This window comes from Kibdelosporangium phytohabitans (assembly GCF_001302585.1).
Lineage (GTDB): Bacteria > Actinomycetota > Actinomycetes > Mycobacteriales > Pseudonocardiaceae > Kibdelosporangium > Kibdelosporangium phytohabitans.
The window spans coordinates 9258463-9273535 of the sequence record NZ_CP012752.1; the positions used below are offsets into that span (position 1 = coordinate 9258463).

A 15073-nucleotide genomic window follows, 5' to 3' on the forward strand; every position below is an offset into this window, starting at 1 on the left:
CGAAACTACAAGTGGTCACGACTGGAAGTCCGCCGGGGGCCTCGACGGGCTTCCAGTCGTGGCCACTAGCTCATATCCGCAGGCCGCGGCGCAGGTCCTCCAGTTGGTCGGCCGCCATCCGCTTGGTCACCGGCGCTTCGGTGATCATCGAGGATCCGTGGAAGGTGCCCGCGTACGCATGCAGCCCGGTGGGCACACCGGCCTGTGCGAGCCGCCGCGCGTACTCGATGCCTTCGTCCCGCAGCGGGTCGAACAGGCACACCGTCACGACCCAGCTGAACACGGCATCCGGGTAGTTCCACAGTGGAGTGTCGGTGTACGCCCGCATCGACCCGGTTCCCAGCCGGTCGTCGATCTCGGGGATACCCAGGTCCTGCAGAGCCACCGCGGGGCCGCCGCGGTCACGGGCGAGCAGCACCGTGCCCGCGGTCAGCCCGCCGCCCGCGCTTTCGCCGGCGACACCGATCCGCGCCGGGTCGATGCCGAGTTCGCTGGCCTTGTTCGCGGTCCACACCAGCGCGGCGTAGCAGTCTTCGAGCGGGCCGGGAAACGGTGTCTCCGGCGCCAGCCGGTACCACGACGATGCCGAGCTTGTCCGCGTAGGGCCAAGGCCCCGCTGTCGGTCATGTCCACGTCGCCGACGACGAACCCGCCGCCGTGGATGTAGACGAGGCCCGGCCGCGCGTCGCCCGCCGGCGCGGGCGAGAAGATCCGGACACGCACGTCCGGCGGGCCCGGCACGAACTCGTCGCGGACGTCGACCGGGCTGCGCCACCCGGACGTGATCGCGCACCAGCCAGGTGGCGCCGGGCAGCGCACCTGGCCGAGCGTCCACTTGGCGTGTACTCGTCGTCGCGCGGCCTGACAGTCGGCGGCCCGGTTCCCGCGACCGCGCAGGCGCGAACTGGACGACGGCACGGTCGTGTGGCCGGCGCGTGCGGGTGATGCGTCGCCGTTGGACGAGATGGTCCTCGAACGGCTGTCGATCACGCTCGCGTTGTCGTTGCGGCTCGACCAAGCCCCGCTGCCCGCGTTGGGTGATCCGGCGCTCGTCGAGCTGGTGCTGTCCGACAGCGCGGGCGAGGCCGAACGATCCGCGCGCTGCACGCGGTGCCGGACGTGATCGCGTTGGACGGCTTGGATCATCAGCTGATCGTGGTGCTGACGGCGTTGTGCCGCACCAATTCGATCCGCGAGGCCGCCGCCGTGCACTGCCACCACAGCGCGATCCCCCGCCCGCGTGACAACTGACGTGTGCTCACCGTAAGCAAATGGCTGCGCAGCGCCACGATTTCCGCTAGGTTCGACTGCGGGGGGCCGGGCGGGCCTCCCGCATGCGGAGGGGGAGCCGCGGAATGAACAGAAAGCGCGCACGACATAGGTTTCCGATCACACACGTCACGGCGTGGACGCTGTGGCAGCGACCGCGGCGCGTCCTGGTCTACGTCCTGACGGTCGAGCTCGCGACGGCGCTGCTCACCGTCGGCGCGGCCCGCACATGGGCGATCTCGTCATCCGATCTGGTCAGGGCCTTGGTCATCTGGGGCTGCGCGGCTGTGTACATCGAGGCGACCCGGTCCATCGAACGCGTCCGGGAAGGCGCGCACAACGCGCCGTACACCGACTTGAACTCGATGTGGACGTTCTCGGCGGCCCTGCTGGTCCACCCGGTGCTGATGGCTGTGATCGTCTCGTCGAACTACCTGCACCGGTGGTTGCGGGTGCGTCGCCATGTCGTGCACCGCCAGGCTTTCAGCGCCTCGGCGACGGTGCTCGCGGGGTACGCCGCGGCCGCAGTTCTGTTGGCAGCAGGCCAATATCCGGCGTTCGACGAGTCGCACCGGGACACCGGCACTTATCTGATGATCGCCGCGGCGGGAATCACCTACCTCGTGGTGAGCACCGCGTTGGTGTCCGGCGCGATCGCGTTGAGTGTGCCGCGCGCGTCCTTCGCGGAGGTTCTCGCGGCCGACACCGACACCCCGGTGGAACTGGCGGGAATGGGGCTCGGTGTCCTGGTCGCGTGGGCGTTGACCGACTGGCCGATCGCGCTCACCGCTGTCGTCGGCGTTCCGCTTGCCTTGCACGGCAGGGTGCTGGTGCAGCAACTGCGCAAGGCCGCGCGTACCGACCCGAAGACAGGCTTGTTGAACACGCAGGCGTGGCGGGACGCGGCGAGGCAACAGATCAGCACACGTCCCGCGGCCGTGCTGATGATCGACCTCGACCACTTCAAGTCCGTCAACGACGGGCACGGGCACGCGGCCGGTGACGATGTCCTCGTCGCGGTGGCCGCGACGCTCTCGCACGAGGTGCGCTCGAGTGACGTCGTCGGGCGGTTCGGCGGCGAGGAGTTCGTCGCGCTGCTCACCGACTCGACCCGTCATGACGCGCTCGTCGTGGCGGAACGGATCCGCGAGCGGGTCAGCGAGACCCGGGTGCGCACCCCGGCGGACGCGGTGATCCAGGTGACGTGTTCGATCGGCGTTGCTGTCCACCCGCGGCACGGCACCAGCCTCGACCAGCTCCTGCAGGCCGCCGACGAAGCCCTCTACGCCGCGAAACGCTCCGGCCGCAACCAGGTCCGGCTGGCCTCACGGTAGGTCCTTGGCCAGCCAGTAACCCACGTAGGCGTCGTTGTTGAACGGGCGGTCGCGGCCACGGGCGTCGCGACGATCTGCACGCCTCGGTCCTCATCGGCCGGTCAACGCGTTACAACACTCCGGCGACGACGGCCAGCAGGAGCAGGGTGAGGAAGCAGCCGAACACCTTGTTCATCAGCTTCTCCCCGATCTCGTCGAGCACGGTCGCCGCCCGGAAGACGACGGCGATGAACAGGCACACGTAGAGGACGTCTTCAGCGGCCATGGCCGCGCTCACGAAGCAGCCGGTCCGCCAGCAGCACCAGCAGGCCGCTGCTCATCCCGCCGGCGAGGACCTTCTCGCCGGGTTCCCGGGCGGTGACGGCGAGCGCGGCGCCTGCCGCGATTCCGACACCTTCCATCCGCGCCGCCGCCTCCGCGGGCAGCGCGAGGAAGAGCAACGCCATTTCCTCGCCGTCGGCGTCCGGCAGCCGCCGGGCGGCGGCCACACCGGCCATCGTCGTGAGCTTCATGCCGACCGCGATCCACATCAGTACCCGCAATACGAGCTGCACGATTTTCATGTCCACCAGCATCAACCCGGCTCGGACATCATGTCAAGACACAATGTCCGGACAACATGTCCGGAGATGATGTCCGACAGTAGGATGTCCTCATGCCGCCGAGCCGAACCACCCGCAAACAACGCCGCGACGCGATGGAGCAGCGTGTGCTCGCCGCGACCGAACAACTGGTCAGGGACGGCGAGAACTTCGGCGAGCTGAGCGTCGAACGGCTGGCGAGCGTCTCCGGGATCTCCCGGTCGACCTTCTACGTGCACTTCGAGGACAAGGGCGATCTCGCCCGCCGGATGACCAAGACCGTCGTCGCGGAGCTGGAGGACGTCTCCACCGACTGGTGGTCGACCGCCGATCGAGCCGACCGCGAGCAGCTCCGGACGTCGCTCGGCGCCATCATCGACGTGTACCGGCGCCGGGGCGCCGCGTTCACGCTGGTCTCCCAGGCAGCCGCGGTCGACGAGTCGGTCGCCGAGGAGCTGCGCGGCCTGATGCGGCGGCTGATCGACCTGACCGGCCAGGCGATCGAACTCGGCCAGGCCGCCGGGACGATCCGGCCGGTCGAGCCGCGCGAGACCGCCGCCGTGCTCATCTGGATGATCGAGCGAGTCGGGCACCAGATGCTGCGACCGAGCGACTCCGGCGGCCACGACAAGGTCGCCGACGTGCTGACCGACATCATCTGGTCCACCCTGTACAGAGCCTGAGCAACCAGCGTCACAGTGTCCTGGCTTGCGAGGCGGTGCCGCGCGGAGCAGTATTTGAACTGACCAGTCAGTTCAAAAGAAGGGCATCCGGTGGAGATCCGCGCCGAGCGAGTCGGGGTCGACGGGCCGCACGGGCCGTTGCTGCGGCCGACCTCGCTGACCGTCCGCGAAGGCGAAGTCACGCTGGTCACGGGCGAACCCGGCGCCGGCCACACCGCGCTGGCCCTGGCGCTCGGCGGCCGCATCCGGCCGTCGCACGGCACGGTCACCCTCGACGGCGACCAGGACCCGGCGAAGCTGCGCGCCCACGTCGTGCTGGTCGACGCGCCCGGCGTCAACGAGCCGGAAGACGGCCTGAAACTGGGCGACGCGATCGCCGAGGAACTGATGAACGCCGGTCAGCGCGCCAACCGCGCCGCCGTCCGCGACTGGCTGCGCGCGCAGGACGCCGAGCAGTACGTCGGCCAACGCGTCGACAATGTCCCGCCGGAAGTACGGACGCGGCTGCTGATCGAGACGGCCGGCGCCAAGCCCGGCGTGCGGGCGCTGCTGGTCGACCAGCCGGACCGGCACGTCAGCGATCCCCAGACCTGGTGGCCGCACGCCGCCGGACAAGCCGAACGCGGCCTCGCGGTCGTCGTGCTGTGTGCCGTTCCCACAGTGCGCGCGCTCAACGCCGGGGCAGCCATGATCGGAGTGACAGAATGAGCGCCCTTCGCTTGGCGGGCAACGAACTCCGCCGGATCACCGCGGGCAAGCTGCCGAGGCTCGCCGTGATCGCCCTCGTGCTCGTGCCGTTGCTGTACGGCTCGCTGTACCTGTTCGCCAACCACGATCCGTACGGCAGGCTCGACCACATCCCGGCCGCGCTGGTGATGGCAGACGAAGGCTCGCAGGAGCTGGGCAACGCGGGCGACAAGGTCGCCAAGAAGCTGCAGGAGTCCGGCGCGTTCGAGTGGCACCGGGTCGACGCGAAGGACGCGGACGCGGGCGTGCGGGACGGCAAGTACTCGTTCTCGATGACCATCCCGAAGGACTTCTCCGCGGCGCTCGGCTCCAGCGGCGTGTTCCAGCCGCGCCAGGGCCTGATCACGGTGACCACCAACGACGCCAACAACTACCTGGTCGACACGATCGCCGACAAGGTGGCCGACGAGGTGCGCCAGTCGATCACCTCCGAGGTCGGCCAGACCGCGGCGGACAAGTTCCTGATCGGCTTCGGCACGATCTTCTCCAAGACCCAGGAAGCCGCCAACGGTGCCGGTCAGCTCGCCGACGGCGCCGGTCAGGCCCGTGACGGCGCCGCGCAGCTCGACACCGGCCAGCGCAAGCTCGCCGACGGCGCCACCCAGCTCTCCGCCGGGCTGCAGGAGCTCACCACCGGCCTGAACACGTTGCACGACAAGACGAAGGACCTGCCCGCCAGCGCACGCAAACTCGCCGACGGCGCCGCGCAGGTGGCGGCGGGCAACGCGCAGGTCGCCACCGAGGGCCAGCACATCGCGGACGTGGCCAAGCAGTTCGTCGGCGGCATCGACCAGTTCAACGGCAACGTCGCGGCGAACCTGCGGGCCGCGGGCTTCACCGAGGAGCAGGTGCAGCGCGTGATGGGCGTACTTGGCCAGGCGCGCCAGCCGATCGACAACGCGAACACGAAGGTCCAGACCGCGGCGACCCAGCTGAACAAGCTCGCCACCGGCGCCAAGCAGGTGTCCGACGGCGCCGCGCAACTGGCCGCCCAGTCCCCCGCTTTGGCCGACGGCATCAGCAAAGCGGCCACCGGCGCCACCAAACTCAACACCGGCGCGGCCGAACTGGCCGCCGGCGAGAAGACCGCGGTCGACGGCACGGCGAAACTCGCCGCGGGCACCAAGCAGCTCGCCGACGGATCCGTGCAGCTGCGCGACGGCCTCACCCAGGGCCTCGGCCAGATCCCGCACCCGGACGACCCGACGCGCGGCGCGACCGCGCAGACCATCGGCAACCCGGTGGCGATCAACGCGGTCGGCGACGTGAAGGCGGGCAGCTACGGCGCCGGGCTGGCCCCGTTCTTCCTCGGCCTGGCGACGTGGATCGGTGCGTTCGTGCTGTTCCTGCTGATCAAACCGCTGTCCGGCCGTGCGGTCGCGGCCGGCCTGCCCGCGTGGCGGGTGGCCATCGGCGGCTGGCTGCCCGCGGCGGCGCTGGGCATCGTCCAGGTGATCCTGCTGTTCACGGTGGTCACGACGGTCGTGGGGATCGGCGCCAACCGGCCGCTCGCCGCGTTCGGCCTGCTGACACTGGCCTCGCTGGCGTTCACCGCGATCCTGCACGCGCTCAACGCCTTCTTCGGCGCGGTCGGCAAGTTCCTCGGTCTGGTGCTGCTGATCCTGCAGCTGATCAGCTCCGGCGGCACGTTCCCGTGGCAGACGTTGCCGGACGTGCTGTACCCGTTGCATTCCGTGCTGCCCATGGGATACGTGGTCGACGGGATGCGCCACCTGCTCTACGGTGGATCGATGGTGAGCGTCGGCAAGGACGTGCTCGTACTGCTGGCGTACCTCGCCGGCGCGCTCCTGGTGTCCACATTGGCCGCCCGGCGGCAACGGGTCTGGACGCCGTCGCGCCTGAAGCCGGAGCTGGTGTTGTGAGCCCGAGAACCCAAGCCACGAAACAGAAACTGTTCGACGCGACACTGCGGCTGGCCAGGACCAACGGCATGGTCGGGCTGACCGTCGACGACATCGCGGCGGAAGCCGGGGTCGCCAAGGGCACGGTGTACTACAACTTCGGCAGCAAGGACGGCCTGATCGACGCGCTGCTGCGCTACGGCGTCGACCTGCTGGCCGACCGGCTGCGCAAGGCCGACGAGGTCGAGGACCTGGTGGACGCCGCGCTGTCGTACTTCGCCGACTACCCGGCGTTCGCCCAGCTGCTGGTCAGCGAGCTGTGGCGGACACCGGGCCAGTGGCACGAGACCCTGACGTTGTTGCGTGACGACATCGTGTCGATCGTCAAGGAGCACATGCAGCGCCTGGCCGACGACGGCAGGCTGCCCGCCGGTGTGCAGACCGGCACGGCCGCGTCGGCGCTGTTCGGCACGTTGCTCGTGGTCGCGTTGGACTGGCAGGTGTTCCAGCGGCAGCGCACCCGTGACGAGGTCCGCGAATCGGTGATGTTATTGGTCCGCGGGCTCGGCCCGAATCCGTGAGATCCGATCGCGGGCACCGGCGGCCGGTTGCGCATCCGGCGACACGTCTGCACCGCGTAGCAGCATCCCGGTTGTCCGCAGTGGTCCCGGTCACAAACTTTACGTTCCCTTAGGGTTCGGCGTACCCCGGGTATTGTGCGGCGGCGCGGCCCGCATGAGACTGAGCGGCAGTGACGTGCGACTGGGGGTCCATGTGACAACGGAGTTGAAGTTCCGCGTGCTCGGACCGCTGCGGGCCGGGGACGCGGAGCTCGGCGGGACGAAACCGCGGGTGTTGCTGGCCACGCTGCTGCTGAACGCCAACCAGACGGTCACCAGCGACATGCTGACCGACGTGTTGTGGCCCAGCCACAGGCCGCGCTCGGTCGCGGCGAACCTGCGGACCTACGTCAGCTCGCTGCGCGCGAGCTCACCGGAGATCGCGACGCGGATGCGGACCGACCGGGCCGGCTACTCCATCGCGATCGGCGACGGCGAGCTCGACCTGGCCGAGTTCACCGAGCACGTCGCCGAGGCCCGCCGGCTGCGGGCCGCGGGCAGCCTCGCGCAGGCGACCGCGCAGCTGGAGCAGGCGCTGGCGCTCTGGCAGGGCGAGCCGTTGGCGGACCTGCCCGGCGTGCCCGCCTGGGACGACCGTCTCGCGGCGCTGGCCGAGTCCAGGGTGATGGCCACGGAGGAACTGCTCGGCCTGCGTGTCGCGGAAGGCCGATACCAGGACGCGATCGCCGACCTGCGGCCATTCCTGGCCGAGCACCCGTTCCGCGAATCCGCGTGGCGGCAACTGCTGCTGGCCCTCGACGGCAGCGGACGACAGGCCGAGGCGCTGCGCGCGTACGCGGAGATCCGCAAGCGCCTGGTCACCGAGCTCGGCGTCGAACCGGGACCGGAGTTGCGCGAGGTGCACGCGGCGATCCTGAAAGGCGAGGCGCCGCGGCCCGGACCGGCGGCCACGCGGACCGTGCCGAGGCAACTGCCCCACGACGTCCCGGATTTCACCGGACGCGGCAAGCACATCGCGGCGCTGCGGGCGATGGTCGCGACAGCGGGTGAGGCCGCGGCGGTCGCGACGATCGTGGGGCCGCCCGGCGTCGGCAAGACCTCGTTGGCCGTGCACGTGGGGCACCTGTTGAAAGACGAGTTCCCGGACGGGCAGCTGTACGTGGACCTGGCCGGGACCACCAGCCGTCCGCGCACCGGGAAGGAAGTCCTCGGCAGCCTGCTGCGCTCGCTCGGCGTGACCGGGGCCGCGTTGCCCGACAGCGTGCACGACCGCGCGGCGCTGTACCGGTCGATGGCGTCGGAAACGCGGATGCTGGTGCTGTTCGACGACGCGGCCAACGCCACGCAGATCCGTGGCCTGCTGCCCGCCGACAACTGGGGCGTGCTGGTGACCAGCCGCCAGCGGATGGCGGAACTGCCTGCCACGCACCAGATCGAGCTCGACGTGCTGCCCACGGCGGAAGCCAGTGAGCTGCTCGGCAAGATCGCCGGGCTGGAGCGCGTGACCGGCGAGCCGGAGTCGGCCGAGGCGATTCTGCGCTCCTGCGGGCACTTGCCGTTGGCCATCCGCATCGCGGGCGCCCGGATCGCCGGTCGCCGGGGCTGGACGCTGACCGTGCTGGAACGCAGGCTGGCCGACGAGACGCAGCGGCTGAGCGAGCTGAAGGCGGGCGAGCTGGCCGTCCGCGCGAGTTTCGACCTGAGCTACCGCCAGCTCCCCGCCGACGCCGCCGCCGCGTTCCGGCTGCTGGGCAGGCTGGGGCCGAGCGCGATCCCGGAGTGGGCGGTGGGCGCGCTGCTCGACCGCGGCGGCAGCGCGGAGCTGGTCGACGTCCTCGTGGACGCGAGCATGCTCGACATGGCCGGTGTCGACGTGATCGACCAGCCGCGCTACCTGATGCACGACCTGATCCGCTGCTACGCGCGTGATTCCGGGGACGACGACGTCCGCGAGCCGATCAGCCGGGTGGTCTCCGGCTGGCTGGCGCTGACCGAGCAGGCCGTCGGGCAGCTGCCCGCCAGCATCTTCCGGCCGCTGCGCAGCGACACGGCACGCCACCCCGTCGACAAGTCCATTGTGGACGATGTGGTCGCCGCGCCGCTGCGGTGGCTGGACGCCGAGCACGAAACGGTGATCTCGGTGGTCGAACTGGCCGCGAACGAAGGCCTCGGCGAACTGGCCTGCACGCTGGCGACCACGCTCGTGCCGTACTTCGACCACCGGTGCCACTTCGACCCGTGGCAACGAGTGCACGAGATCGCGTTGAAAGCCGCCGAGGACACCCGGACCAAGGCCACGCTGACACGCGGGCTGGCCCAGGTGCACCTGTACCGGGATTCCTACAGCACAGCGGAAGCCATGTTCGCCAAGTCCCGCGGCATGTTCGCCGAAGTGGGCGACCCGATCGGCGAGGCCTTCGCCAGTTGTGGCATCGGCGCGGCGCGGTACTTCCGCGGCAGGCCGCTCGCCGCGCTCCCGTACTTCCACAAAGGACTGAACAGCTTCGTCGAGCACGGCGACGTGCACGCGGAAGCCTACGCGCGGCAGACGATCGGCAAGGCCCAGCTGGCGATCGGCAACCACAGGGAAGCGGCGAACTGGCTGCAGCGCGCACTGCTGCTGGCGCGGGAAACCGGCGACCGGCACCGCGAAGGCAGAGTCCTCAGCGAACTCGGCAAACTCCACGGCAGCCGGGACGAGACGAGGAAAGCCGTGCGCTACCTGGAAATGTCCCTCGGCATCCTGCGTGAACTCGGCGACGACCTCTGCTCGGCGTACGCGCTGCACTCGCTCGGCGACCTGCACACGACCTCAGGGGACTTCGGCCGCGCCGAAGTCGAGGTCCGGCAGGCACTCGCGGCGTTCCGCCGCCTGAAGGACCGCAGCGGGGAAGAGAAAGCAGCGTGGACCCTGAACCTGCTGCGCAGGCGCCGCAACACCCACCTGGAGCACGTCACGGGCTAGCGCAGCGCGTTCCACGGCCGGAACTCGCCCACCTGGTGCACCGCGTGCCGTCGCCCGTCCAACGCCCGGCGCACCCCGGCCATCACCCCGTCGGCGGTCTCCCGGTGCGTGAGCCACCGCGTCCGCCCGGAGTTCCGGCGGAAACCGAGCACCACCTGCTGGGTGGGATGACTCGACAGCACCGGTTCAGGGCAGCCCTGCAACGGGTTGGCCGAGGCACTGCCGTGCACTTCGACCACCGGGCAGCCGTCTTCCAGCAAGGCGCTCAGCGCGCGCAGCACCGGGGACCGGAAGCTCCCGTGCACCCAGGCCACCAGCAGCTCGGCGGGGCCGCCGAGCGCGATGTGTGCTCGCTCGGCCAGTTCGCCCGGCTGAGCCCAGTCGGCTTGAACCCATACCGCGCCGTGGGTGTCCGTGGGCCGCCGCCGGCTCGGAGAGACCACGTACCAGCCCTCGCTGGTCAATGCCTCCACGCAACCGGCGAGCATCCCGGTCCCACCGAGGACCAGCGCGCGACGTTGCGACGGCATCGTCCCAGGTTACCGGCCATCCCGGAAAAGGCAACCCCACCGTATCGTCCTTTGTGGACGCTACTTGCCGCCGAATCGCTCGCTGTGCAGCACGTCCGCCAACGGCAATCGGGTGCGCCAACCGTGCCGTTCCAGATCCGGGACGTCACCGAGGTGCGTGACCGGCCCGAGGCACAGCCACGCGACCGGGCGGATCGACGCGGGGATCCCCAGCAGGTCCCGGACGAAATCCTCGCGGTAGAAGCTCACCCAGCCCACGCCGAGGCCTTCGGCTGTCGCGGCGAGCCACAGGTTCTGGATCGCCAGGCACACCGAGTAGAGGCCCGCGTCGGCGATCGCGTGCCTGCCGAGGACCGCGGGCGCGCCCTTGTCCGGGTCGTAGGTGACCACGATCGACAGGCTCGACTCGAGCACGCCCTCGACCTTGATCCGGCCGAACGTCCGCGCCCGCTCCCCGGTCAGCCCGGCGGCGAACACGTCCCGCTCCCCGGCGACGTGTTCCTGGAAAGCCTTGCGGGTGACGGGATCGCGGACGACCACGAAATCCCACGGCTGGCTCATGCCGACGCTGGGTGCCGCGTGCGCGGCACCCAGCACCCGGGCGAGGACGTCGTCGGCCACCGGCTGCCCGGTGAACTCGGCCCTGACGTCCCTGCGCCGGGCGACCACTTCGTAGAAGTCCACCCCAGGACACTAACGACTGAGGTTGCGATACTTCCGGACCGACAGCGGCAGGAAGATCGCCACCAGCACCAACGGCCAGATCACCGCGAGCAGGACCGGGTTGTTCGCCGCCCAGCTGTCACCGCCGAGGCCCGGGTTGCCGAACAGCTCCCGCGCCGCGCCGACCGTGGCCGACAACGGGTTCCAGTCCGCGATCGTGCCGAGCCAGCCCGGCATCATCTGCGGCGCCACGAACGTGTTGGCGATCATGGTGATCGGGAACAGCAACCCCCATATCCCGGCCGCGCTCTCCATGTTCGGCAGCACCAGGCCGATGTAGATGCCCACCCAGATCACGGCGAACCGCAGCAACAGCAGCAGGCCCAACGCGGCGAGCACCCCGCCGAAGCCGTCACGCCACTGCCAGCCGACCAGCAGACCGCAGAGGACGAGCACGACCAGGTCGACCACCGAGTTCAGCATGTCGGAGAGGCTGCGGCCGACCACCACCCCGGAACGCGCCATCGGCATCGACCGGAACCGGGTGGTGATGCCCCGCTCCTTGTCGGTGATCACCGCGGCCATCGTCACACCGATGCCGAACACCATGGTCTGCCCGAACATCCCCGGCATCAGGAACTCGCGGTAGTCGCCACCACCCGGCACCTGCATCGCGCTGCCGAACACGTAGCCGAACAGCAGCACCGAGATGATCGGGAACAGCAGTCCGCCGACGATCTGCACCGGGCGGCGGATCCAGTGCGTGAGGTGGCGACGGGTGACCACCCACGCGTCGACCACGCCCCACCGCAACCGCTCCCACGTGGTCCGCGGGATCACCGGAGTCAGGATCACGCCGCCACCTCCGTCCTGTGCCCGGTCAGCCGCAGGAAGACCTCGTCGAGCGTCGGCCTGCGCACACCGATGTCCTCGACGTCGATCCCGGCCGACGCCAGCACGCCGACCAGTTCGGTCAGCGCCGCCACCCGGTTGCGAACCGGCGCGGAGACACGGCGGTTGTCGCCGTCGACCTCCGGTGGCTGCCCGGCGACCCGTTCGACGAACTCGGCGGCTTTCGGCAGGTCCTGGGCGTCGTGCAGGACGACGTCGATCTGGTCGCCGCCGATCCGCGACTTCAGCTGGGTGGGTGTGCCCTCGGCGATCACCCTGCCGCTGTCGATCACGGCGATCTGGTCGGCCAACTGGTCGGCTTCGTCGAGGTACTGCGTGGTCAGCAGCAGCGTGGTGCCGCCGTCGACGAGCGTCCTCAGCGTGCTCCAGACCTCGTTGCGGTTGCGCGGGTCGAGGCCGGTGGTCGGTTCGTCCAGGAACAGCACGGACGGCGCCATGATCAGGCTCGCGGCCAGGTCGAGACGGCGCCGCATGCCGCCGGAGTACTGCTTCGGCGACTTGTGCGCCGCGTCGGTGAGGTCGAACTGGTCCAGCAGTTCGTCCGCGCGAAGGCGCGCGACCTTCGCGCTGAGGTGGAACAGGCGGCCGAACATCACCAGGTTGTCCCTGCCGGTGAGGACCTCGTCGACCGCGGCGTCCTGGCTGTTGAGGCCGATCCGGTAGCGGACCTCGGCCGCCTGCCTGACCACGTCGAACCCGGCGACTTCGGCACGCCCGGCGTCGAACGTGAGCAAGGTCGTCAGCACCCGCACGGCCGTGGTCTTGCCCGCGCCGTTCGGGCCGAGCAGGCCGCACACCGTGCCCTCGGGAATGGCCAGGTCAAACCCGTCCAGTGCGTTCTTGTCCTTGTAGGACTTGCGGAGTCCTTCGGCGAGAACCGCGTGGCTCATCTGCGTTACCCCCTAACTGGGTACACCGTACCCTAAACGTCGTACACTGTACCCAGTTCTATGATTCACGCAAGATGGCTACCGAATACACCGGCAGCGGCGACGTCACGGCCAGCCTGCGACTGCTGTGGGGACTGGACGACCGGCCGAGCCGAGGGCCGAAACCGTCGCTGACCGTCGACAAGATCGCGGCAGCGGGCATCGAACTGGCCGACGAGGAAGGCCTCGCCGCGCTGTCGATGCGCCGCGTCGCGACCAAGCTCGGCGTCGGCACCATGTCGCTGTACCGCTACGTGCCGAGCAAGGCCGAGCTGATCGACGTCATCCTCGACCGGGTGGTGAGCGACGCGATCACCCACGAGCAGATGGCGGAGCTGGAAGGTGAGACGTGGCGCGAGAAGCTGATCTCGATCGCCCACAGCGGCCGCCGGCTCTACCTGCGCCACCCATGGCTGCTGCAGATCTCCCAAGCCCGGCCGCTGGTCGGCCCCAACGCGCTGCGGAGTTTCGACAGGTACCTGGGCGCGCTGCGGGACACCGGCCTCACCACCGTGGAGAAGCTGAACACGATCAGCCTGATCGACGGCGTCGTCACCAGCTCGACGCTCGCGATCATCGAAGCGTCCCAAGCCGCCGAACGAACCGGCACGAGCGACGAGGACTACTGGGCGGCACACACCCCGTACCTCGAGAAGATCATGACGACCGGTGACTACCCGAACATCACGGCCCTGGACTGGAACGCGTTCGAGCAGGCCATGGCCACATCGTTCGAGTACAGCCTGGAGCGCGCGCTCGACGGACTCGCGGTCCTGATCAACTCACGTCGGTAATACCACGCTGGCGCTCACCTTCTTGAGGTCGGCTCGACCGTTCGACGGGTCTAACGCCAAGCGTTAGCTTGGCAATAATGGTGGACGAGAGCTGGGAGACGCGCAGGCCCTGCGTTGGTCGGTGTCACGCGTGTCGCAACGCCTGCGGATGCAGCAGCCGGGCCGTGCGGAAACGTTGACCAGGGTGGGCGCGTCCGTGCTGGCGAACCTCCGGCACAGCGGCCCGCTGTCGATGACGACGCTGGCCGCGATCGAGGGCCTGCAGCCGCAATCGTTGACACGACCGGTGAACGCCTTGGCAGAAGCCGGATTCTTGACACGCTCGCGGGACGAGGAAGACCGGCGGCAACAGACGATCGCCATCACCGAAAGCGGCCGTGTGGCGCTGGCCGAACACCTCCACGACGGCACGACCTGGCTCGCCGCGGCCCTCCGCGACACACTGACGCCAGCCGAACGCGCGATCCTCCGGGTCACGGGGTTGTCCTTGGTGTGCGCGGTGGCACCGTCGATCGAGGTGCACAACTCAGCACGGATCTGCCAAGGAGTGGCGGGCGCGGCGGGGATGGTCGTATCGCGTGCGGTGATCACCGACCTGTACATCGGCACCACGGCGGCCAAGAAGTTCTCCGCACTGGGCGCGATCACATCCGCGGCACCGATCCTCGCCCCGGTACTGGGCGGCACGGTTCTGGCGGTGTCGGCATGGCGGACAGTTTTCGTTGTACTCGCGGTCATCGGAGCAATTCAGGTTCTCGGCGTACTGGCCTGGGTTCCCGACACGGCGCCGCGGCGCAATGGGCGGAAGTGTCCTCTTCGGACGCCTCGTGACCCGGTTCGGCGTACCACGGCTGCTGCTGACAGGCCTGGCCATCGCTCTCGGCTCGTCCGCAGTCCTCATCGCCCTGCTCCTCACAACCGGAGGCTCACTGGCGATCGTGGGGGCCTGCCTGTTCCTCGTGAGCACGGCTTTCGGGATGTTCTTTCCTGCGGTGACAACGGCTGTGCAGGAAAGCGGTCGCGATGCTCCAGGTGTCACGTCCGCGCTGCTGGGCGGCGGCCAGTTCCTGGTGGGCGGCGCGATCTCCCCACTGGCTGGCCTGTTCGGCACAACGAGCGCCGTCCCTTTGGCGGCTCTTCTGTTGGGCTGCCTTACTTTAGCCACGGTAGCGGCCCTTCACCGCGAGCCTATCGGCTCCGCTGCTTCGTGAGGCTGTCTCTTC

The 15073-nt window shown here is 69.5% G+C and carries 17 protein-coding genes and 1 pseudogene; 11 read left to right on the top strand and 7 right to left on the bottom strand.

What is annotated here, in order from left to right:
• Positions 1-70 precede the first annotated feature (70 nt).
• Positions 71-835, bottom strand: a complete 765-nt coding sequence (locus tag AOZ06_RS61820; protein WP_335338322.1) for an alpha/beta hydrolase fold domain-containing protein — start codon at positions 833-835, stop codon at positions 71-73.
• A 120-nt stretch (positions 836-955) separates the two neighbouring features.
• On the opposite strand from AOZ06_RS61820, the gene AOZ06_RS60810 reads away from it, so the two are divergent.
• The 3 genes from AOZ06_RS60810 (at position 956) to AOZ06_RS41310 (ending at position 2603) form a co-directional block, all read left to right on the top strand.
• The gene (locus AOZ06_RS60810; protein ID WP_225954719.1) at positions 956-1123 is read left to right on the top strand and encodes a hypothetical protein; all 168 of its coding nucleotides are present in this window, start codon (positions 956-958) and stop codon (positions 1121-1123) included.
• Complete coding sequence (locus AOZ06_RS61455) at positions 1120-1251, top strand: hypothetical protein (protein ID WP_257721443.1); 132 nt, start codon at positions 1120-1122, stop codon at positions 1249-1251. The genes AOZ06_RS60810 and AOZ06_RS61455 overlap by 4 nt, the downstream gene beginning before the upstream one ends.
• A 104-nt stretch (positions 1252-1355) precedes the next feature.
• Positions 1356-2603 carry a GGDEF domain-containing protein gene (locus AOZ06_RS41310; protein WP_054294343.1) on the top strand — a complete coding sequence of 416 codons (1248 nt, stop codon included), beginning with the start codon at positions 1356-1358 and terminating at the stop codon, positions 2601-2603.
• Between the two features lie 109 nt (positions 2604-2712).
• On the opposite strand, the gene AOZ06_RS57280 is transcribed toward AOZ06_RS41310, so the two are convergent.
• Complete coding sequence (locus AOZ06_RS57280; RefSeq protein ID WP_157233528.1) at positions 2713-2868, bottom strand: hypothetical protein; 156 nt, start codon at positions 2866-2868, stop codon at positions 2713-2715.
• Positions 2858-3166 (bottom strand): hypothetical protein, encoded by a 309-nt coding sequence (locus AOZ06_RS41315; RefSeq protein ID WP_157233529.1) that lies wholly within the window; start codon positions 3164-3166, stop codon positions 2858-2860. The genes AOZ06_RS57280 and AOZ06_RS41315 overlap by 11 nt, the downstream gene beginning before the upstream one ends.
• 92 nt (positions 3167-3258) lie before the next feature.
• Between AOZ06_RS41315 and AOZ06_RS41320 the strand changes: the two genes are divergently transcribed.
• The 5 genes from AOZ06_RS41320 (at position 3259) to AOZ06_RS41340 (ending at position 10022) form a co-directional block, all read left to right on the top strand.
• Entirely contained in the window at positions 3259-3867 is a 609-nt protein-coding gene (locus tag AOZ06_RS41320) for a TetR/AcrR family transcriptional regulator (RefSeq protein WP_054294345.1), read from the top strand.
• A 90-nt stretch (positions 3868-3957) separates the two neighbouring features.
• Positions 3958-4575: an ATP-binding cassette domain-containing protein gene (locus tag AOZ06_RS41325; RefSeq protein ID WP_054294346.1), complete on the top strand. Its 618-nt coding sequence runs from the start codon at positions 3958-3960 to the stop codon at positions 4573-4575.
• Positions 4572-6497 carry a YhgE/Pip domain-containing protein gene (locus AOZ06_RS41330; RefSeq protein WP_054294347.1) on the top strand — a complete coding sequence of 642 codons (1926 nt, stop codon included), beginning with the start codon at positions 4572-4574 and terminating at the stop codon, positions 6495-6497. Before AOZ06_RS41325 ends, AOZ06_RS41330 begins: the two co-directional genes overlap by 4 nt.
• Positions 6494-7057 carry a TetR/AcrR family transcriptional regulator gene (locus AOZ06_RS41335; RefSeq protein WP_054294348.1) on the top strand — a complete coding sequence of 188 codons (564 nt, stop codon included), beginning with the start codon at positions 6494-6496 and terminating at the stop codon, positions 7055-7057. The genes AOZ06_RS41330 and AOZ06_RS41335 overlap by 4 nt, the downstream gene beginning before the upstream one ends.
• A gap of 193 nt (positions 7058-7250) precedes the next feature.
• Positions 7251-10022 carry an AfsR/SARP family transcriptional regulator gene (locus AOZ06_RS41340; protein WP_054294349.1) on the top strand — a complete coding sequence of 924 codons (2772 nt, stop codon included), beginning with the start codon at positions 7251-7253 and terminating at the stop codon, positions 10020-10022.
• On the opposite strand, the gene AOZ06_RS41345 is transcribed toward AOZ06_RS41340, so the two are convergent.
• Genes AOZ06_RS41345 through AOZ06_RS41360 form a run of 4 tightly spaced genes read right to left on the bottom strand, consistent with a single transcriptional unit; the run spans position 10019 to position 13017 of the window.
• On the bottom strand, positions 10019-10552 hold the full coding sequence (locus AOZ06_RS41345) for a Rossmann-fold NAD(P)-binding domain-containing protein (protein WP_054294350.1): 534 nt from the start codon (positions 10550-10552) through the stop codon (positions 10019-10021). The genes AOZ06_RS41340 and AOZ06_RS41345 overlap by 4 nt on opposite strands.
• A gap of 60 nt (positions 10553-10612) precedes the next feature.
• Positions 10613-11236, bottom strand: coding sequence for a 5,6-dimethylbenzimidazole synthase (bluB, locus tag AOZ06_RS41350; RefSeq protein WP_054294351.1), 624 nt, complete (start codon positions 11234-11236; stop codon positions 10613-10615).
• A gap of 9 nt (positions 11237-11245) precedes the next feature.
• Complete coding sequence (locus AOZ06_RS41355) at positions 11246-12070, bottom strand: ABC transporter permease (protein ID WP_054294352.1); 825 nt, start codon at positions 12068-12070, stop codon at positions 11246-11248.
• Positions 12067-13017 (bottom strand): ATP-binding cassette domain-containing protein, encoded by a 951-nt coding sequence (locus tag AOZ06_RS41360; protein WP_054294353.1) that lies wholly within the window; start codon positions 13015-13017, stop codon positions 12067-12069. The genes AOZ06_RS41355 and AOZ06_RS41360 overlap by 4 nt, the downstream gene beginning before the upstream one ends.
• A gap of 74 nt (positions 13018-13091) precedes the next feature.
• Here AOZ06_RS41360 and AOZ06_RS41365 point away from each other — a divergent pair, with 74 nt between their 5' ends.
• The 3 genes and pseudogenes from AOZ06_RS41365 (at position 13092) to AOZ06_RS60820 (ending at position 15061) form a co-directional block, all read left to right on the top strand.
• Positions 13092-13850 (top strand): TetR/AcrR family transcriptional regulator, encoded by a 759-nt coding sequence (locus AOZ06_RS41365; RefSeq protein ID WP_054294354.1) that lies wholly within the window; start codon positions 13092-13094, stop codon positions 13848-13850.
• A gap of 232 nt (positions 13851-14082) precedes the next feature.
• A pseudogene (locus AOZ06_RS62375) lies at positions 14083-14589 on the top strand (MarR family winged helix-turn-helix transcriptional regulator); the annotation flags it as partial.
• Positions 14590-14677: 88 nt separating this feature from the next.
• A complete protein-coding gene (locus AOZ06_RS60820) occupies positions 14678-15061 on the top strand; it encodes an MFS transporter (protein WP_236952541.1) in 384 nt (127 codons plus the stop codon).
• Positions 15062-15073: the final 12 nt, after the last annotated feature.

Excerpts from the sequence above, each read along its gene's own strand:
- AOZ06_RS41310 (WP_054294343.1), top strand. The coding sequence starts at position 1,356 with ATGAACAGAAAGCGCGCACGACATAGGTTTCCGATCACACACGTCACG.
- AOZ06_RS57280 (WP_157233528.1), bottom strand. The coding sequence starts at position 2,868 with ATGGCCGCTGAAGACGTCCTCTACGTGTGCCTGTTCATCGCCGTCGTC.
- AOZ06_RS41315 (WP_157233529.1), bottom strand. The coding sequence starts at position 3,166 with ATGAAAATCGTGCAGCTCGTATTGCGGGTACTGATGTGGATCGCGGTC.
- AOZ06_RS41320 (WP_054294345.1), top strand. The coding sequence starts at position 3,259 with ATGCCGCCGAGCCGAACCACCCGCAAACAACGCCGCGACGCGATGGAG.
- AOZ06_RS41330 (WP_054294347.1), top strand. The coding sequence starts at position 4,572 with ATGAGCGCCCTTCGCTTGGCGGGCAACGAACTCCGCCGGATCACCGCG.
- AOZ06_RS41345 (WP_054294350.1), bottom strand. The coding sequence starts at position 10,552 with ATGCCGTCGCAACGTCGCGCGCTGGTCCTCGGTGGGACCGGGATGCTC.
- AOZ06_RS41360 (WP_054294353.1), bottom strand. The coding sequence starts at position 13,017 with ATGAGCCACGCGGTTCTCGCCGAAGGACTCCGCAAGTCCTACAAGGAC.
- AOZ06_RS41365 (WP_054294354.1), top strand. The coding sequence starts at position 13,092 with ATGGCTACCGAATACACCGGCAGCGGCGACGTCACGGCCAGCCTGCGA.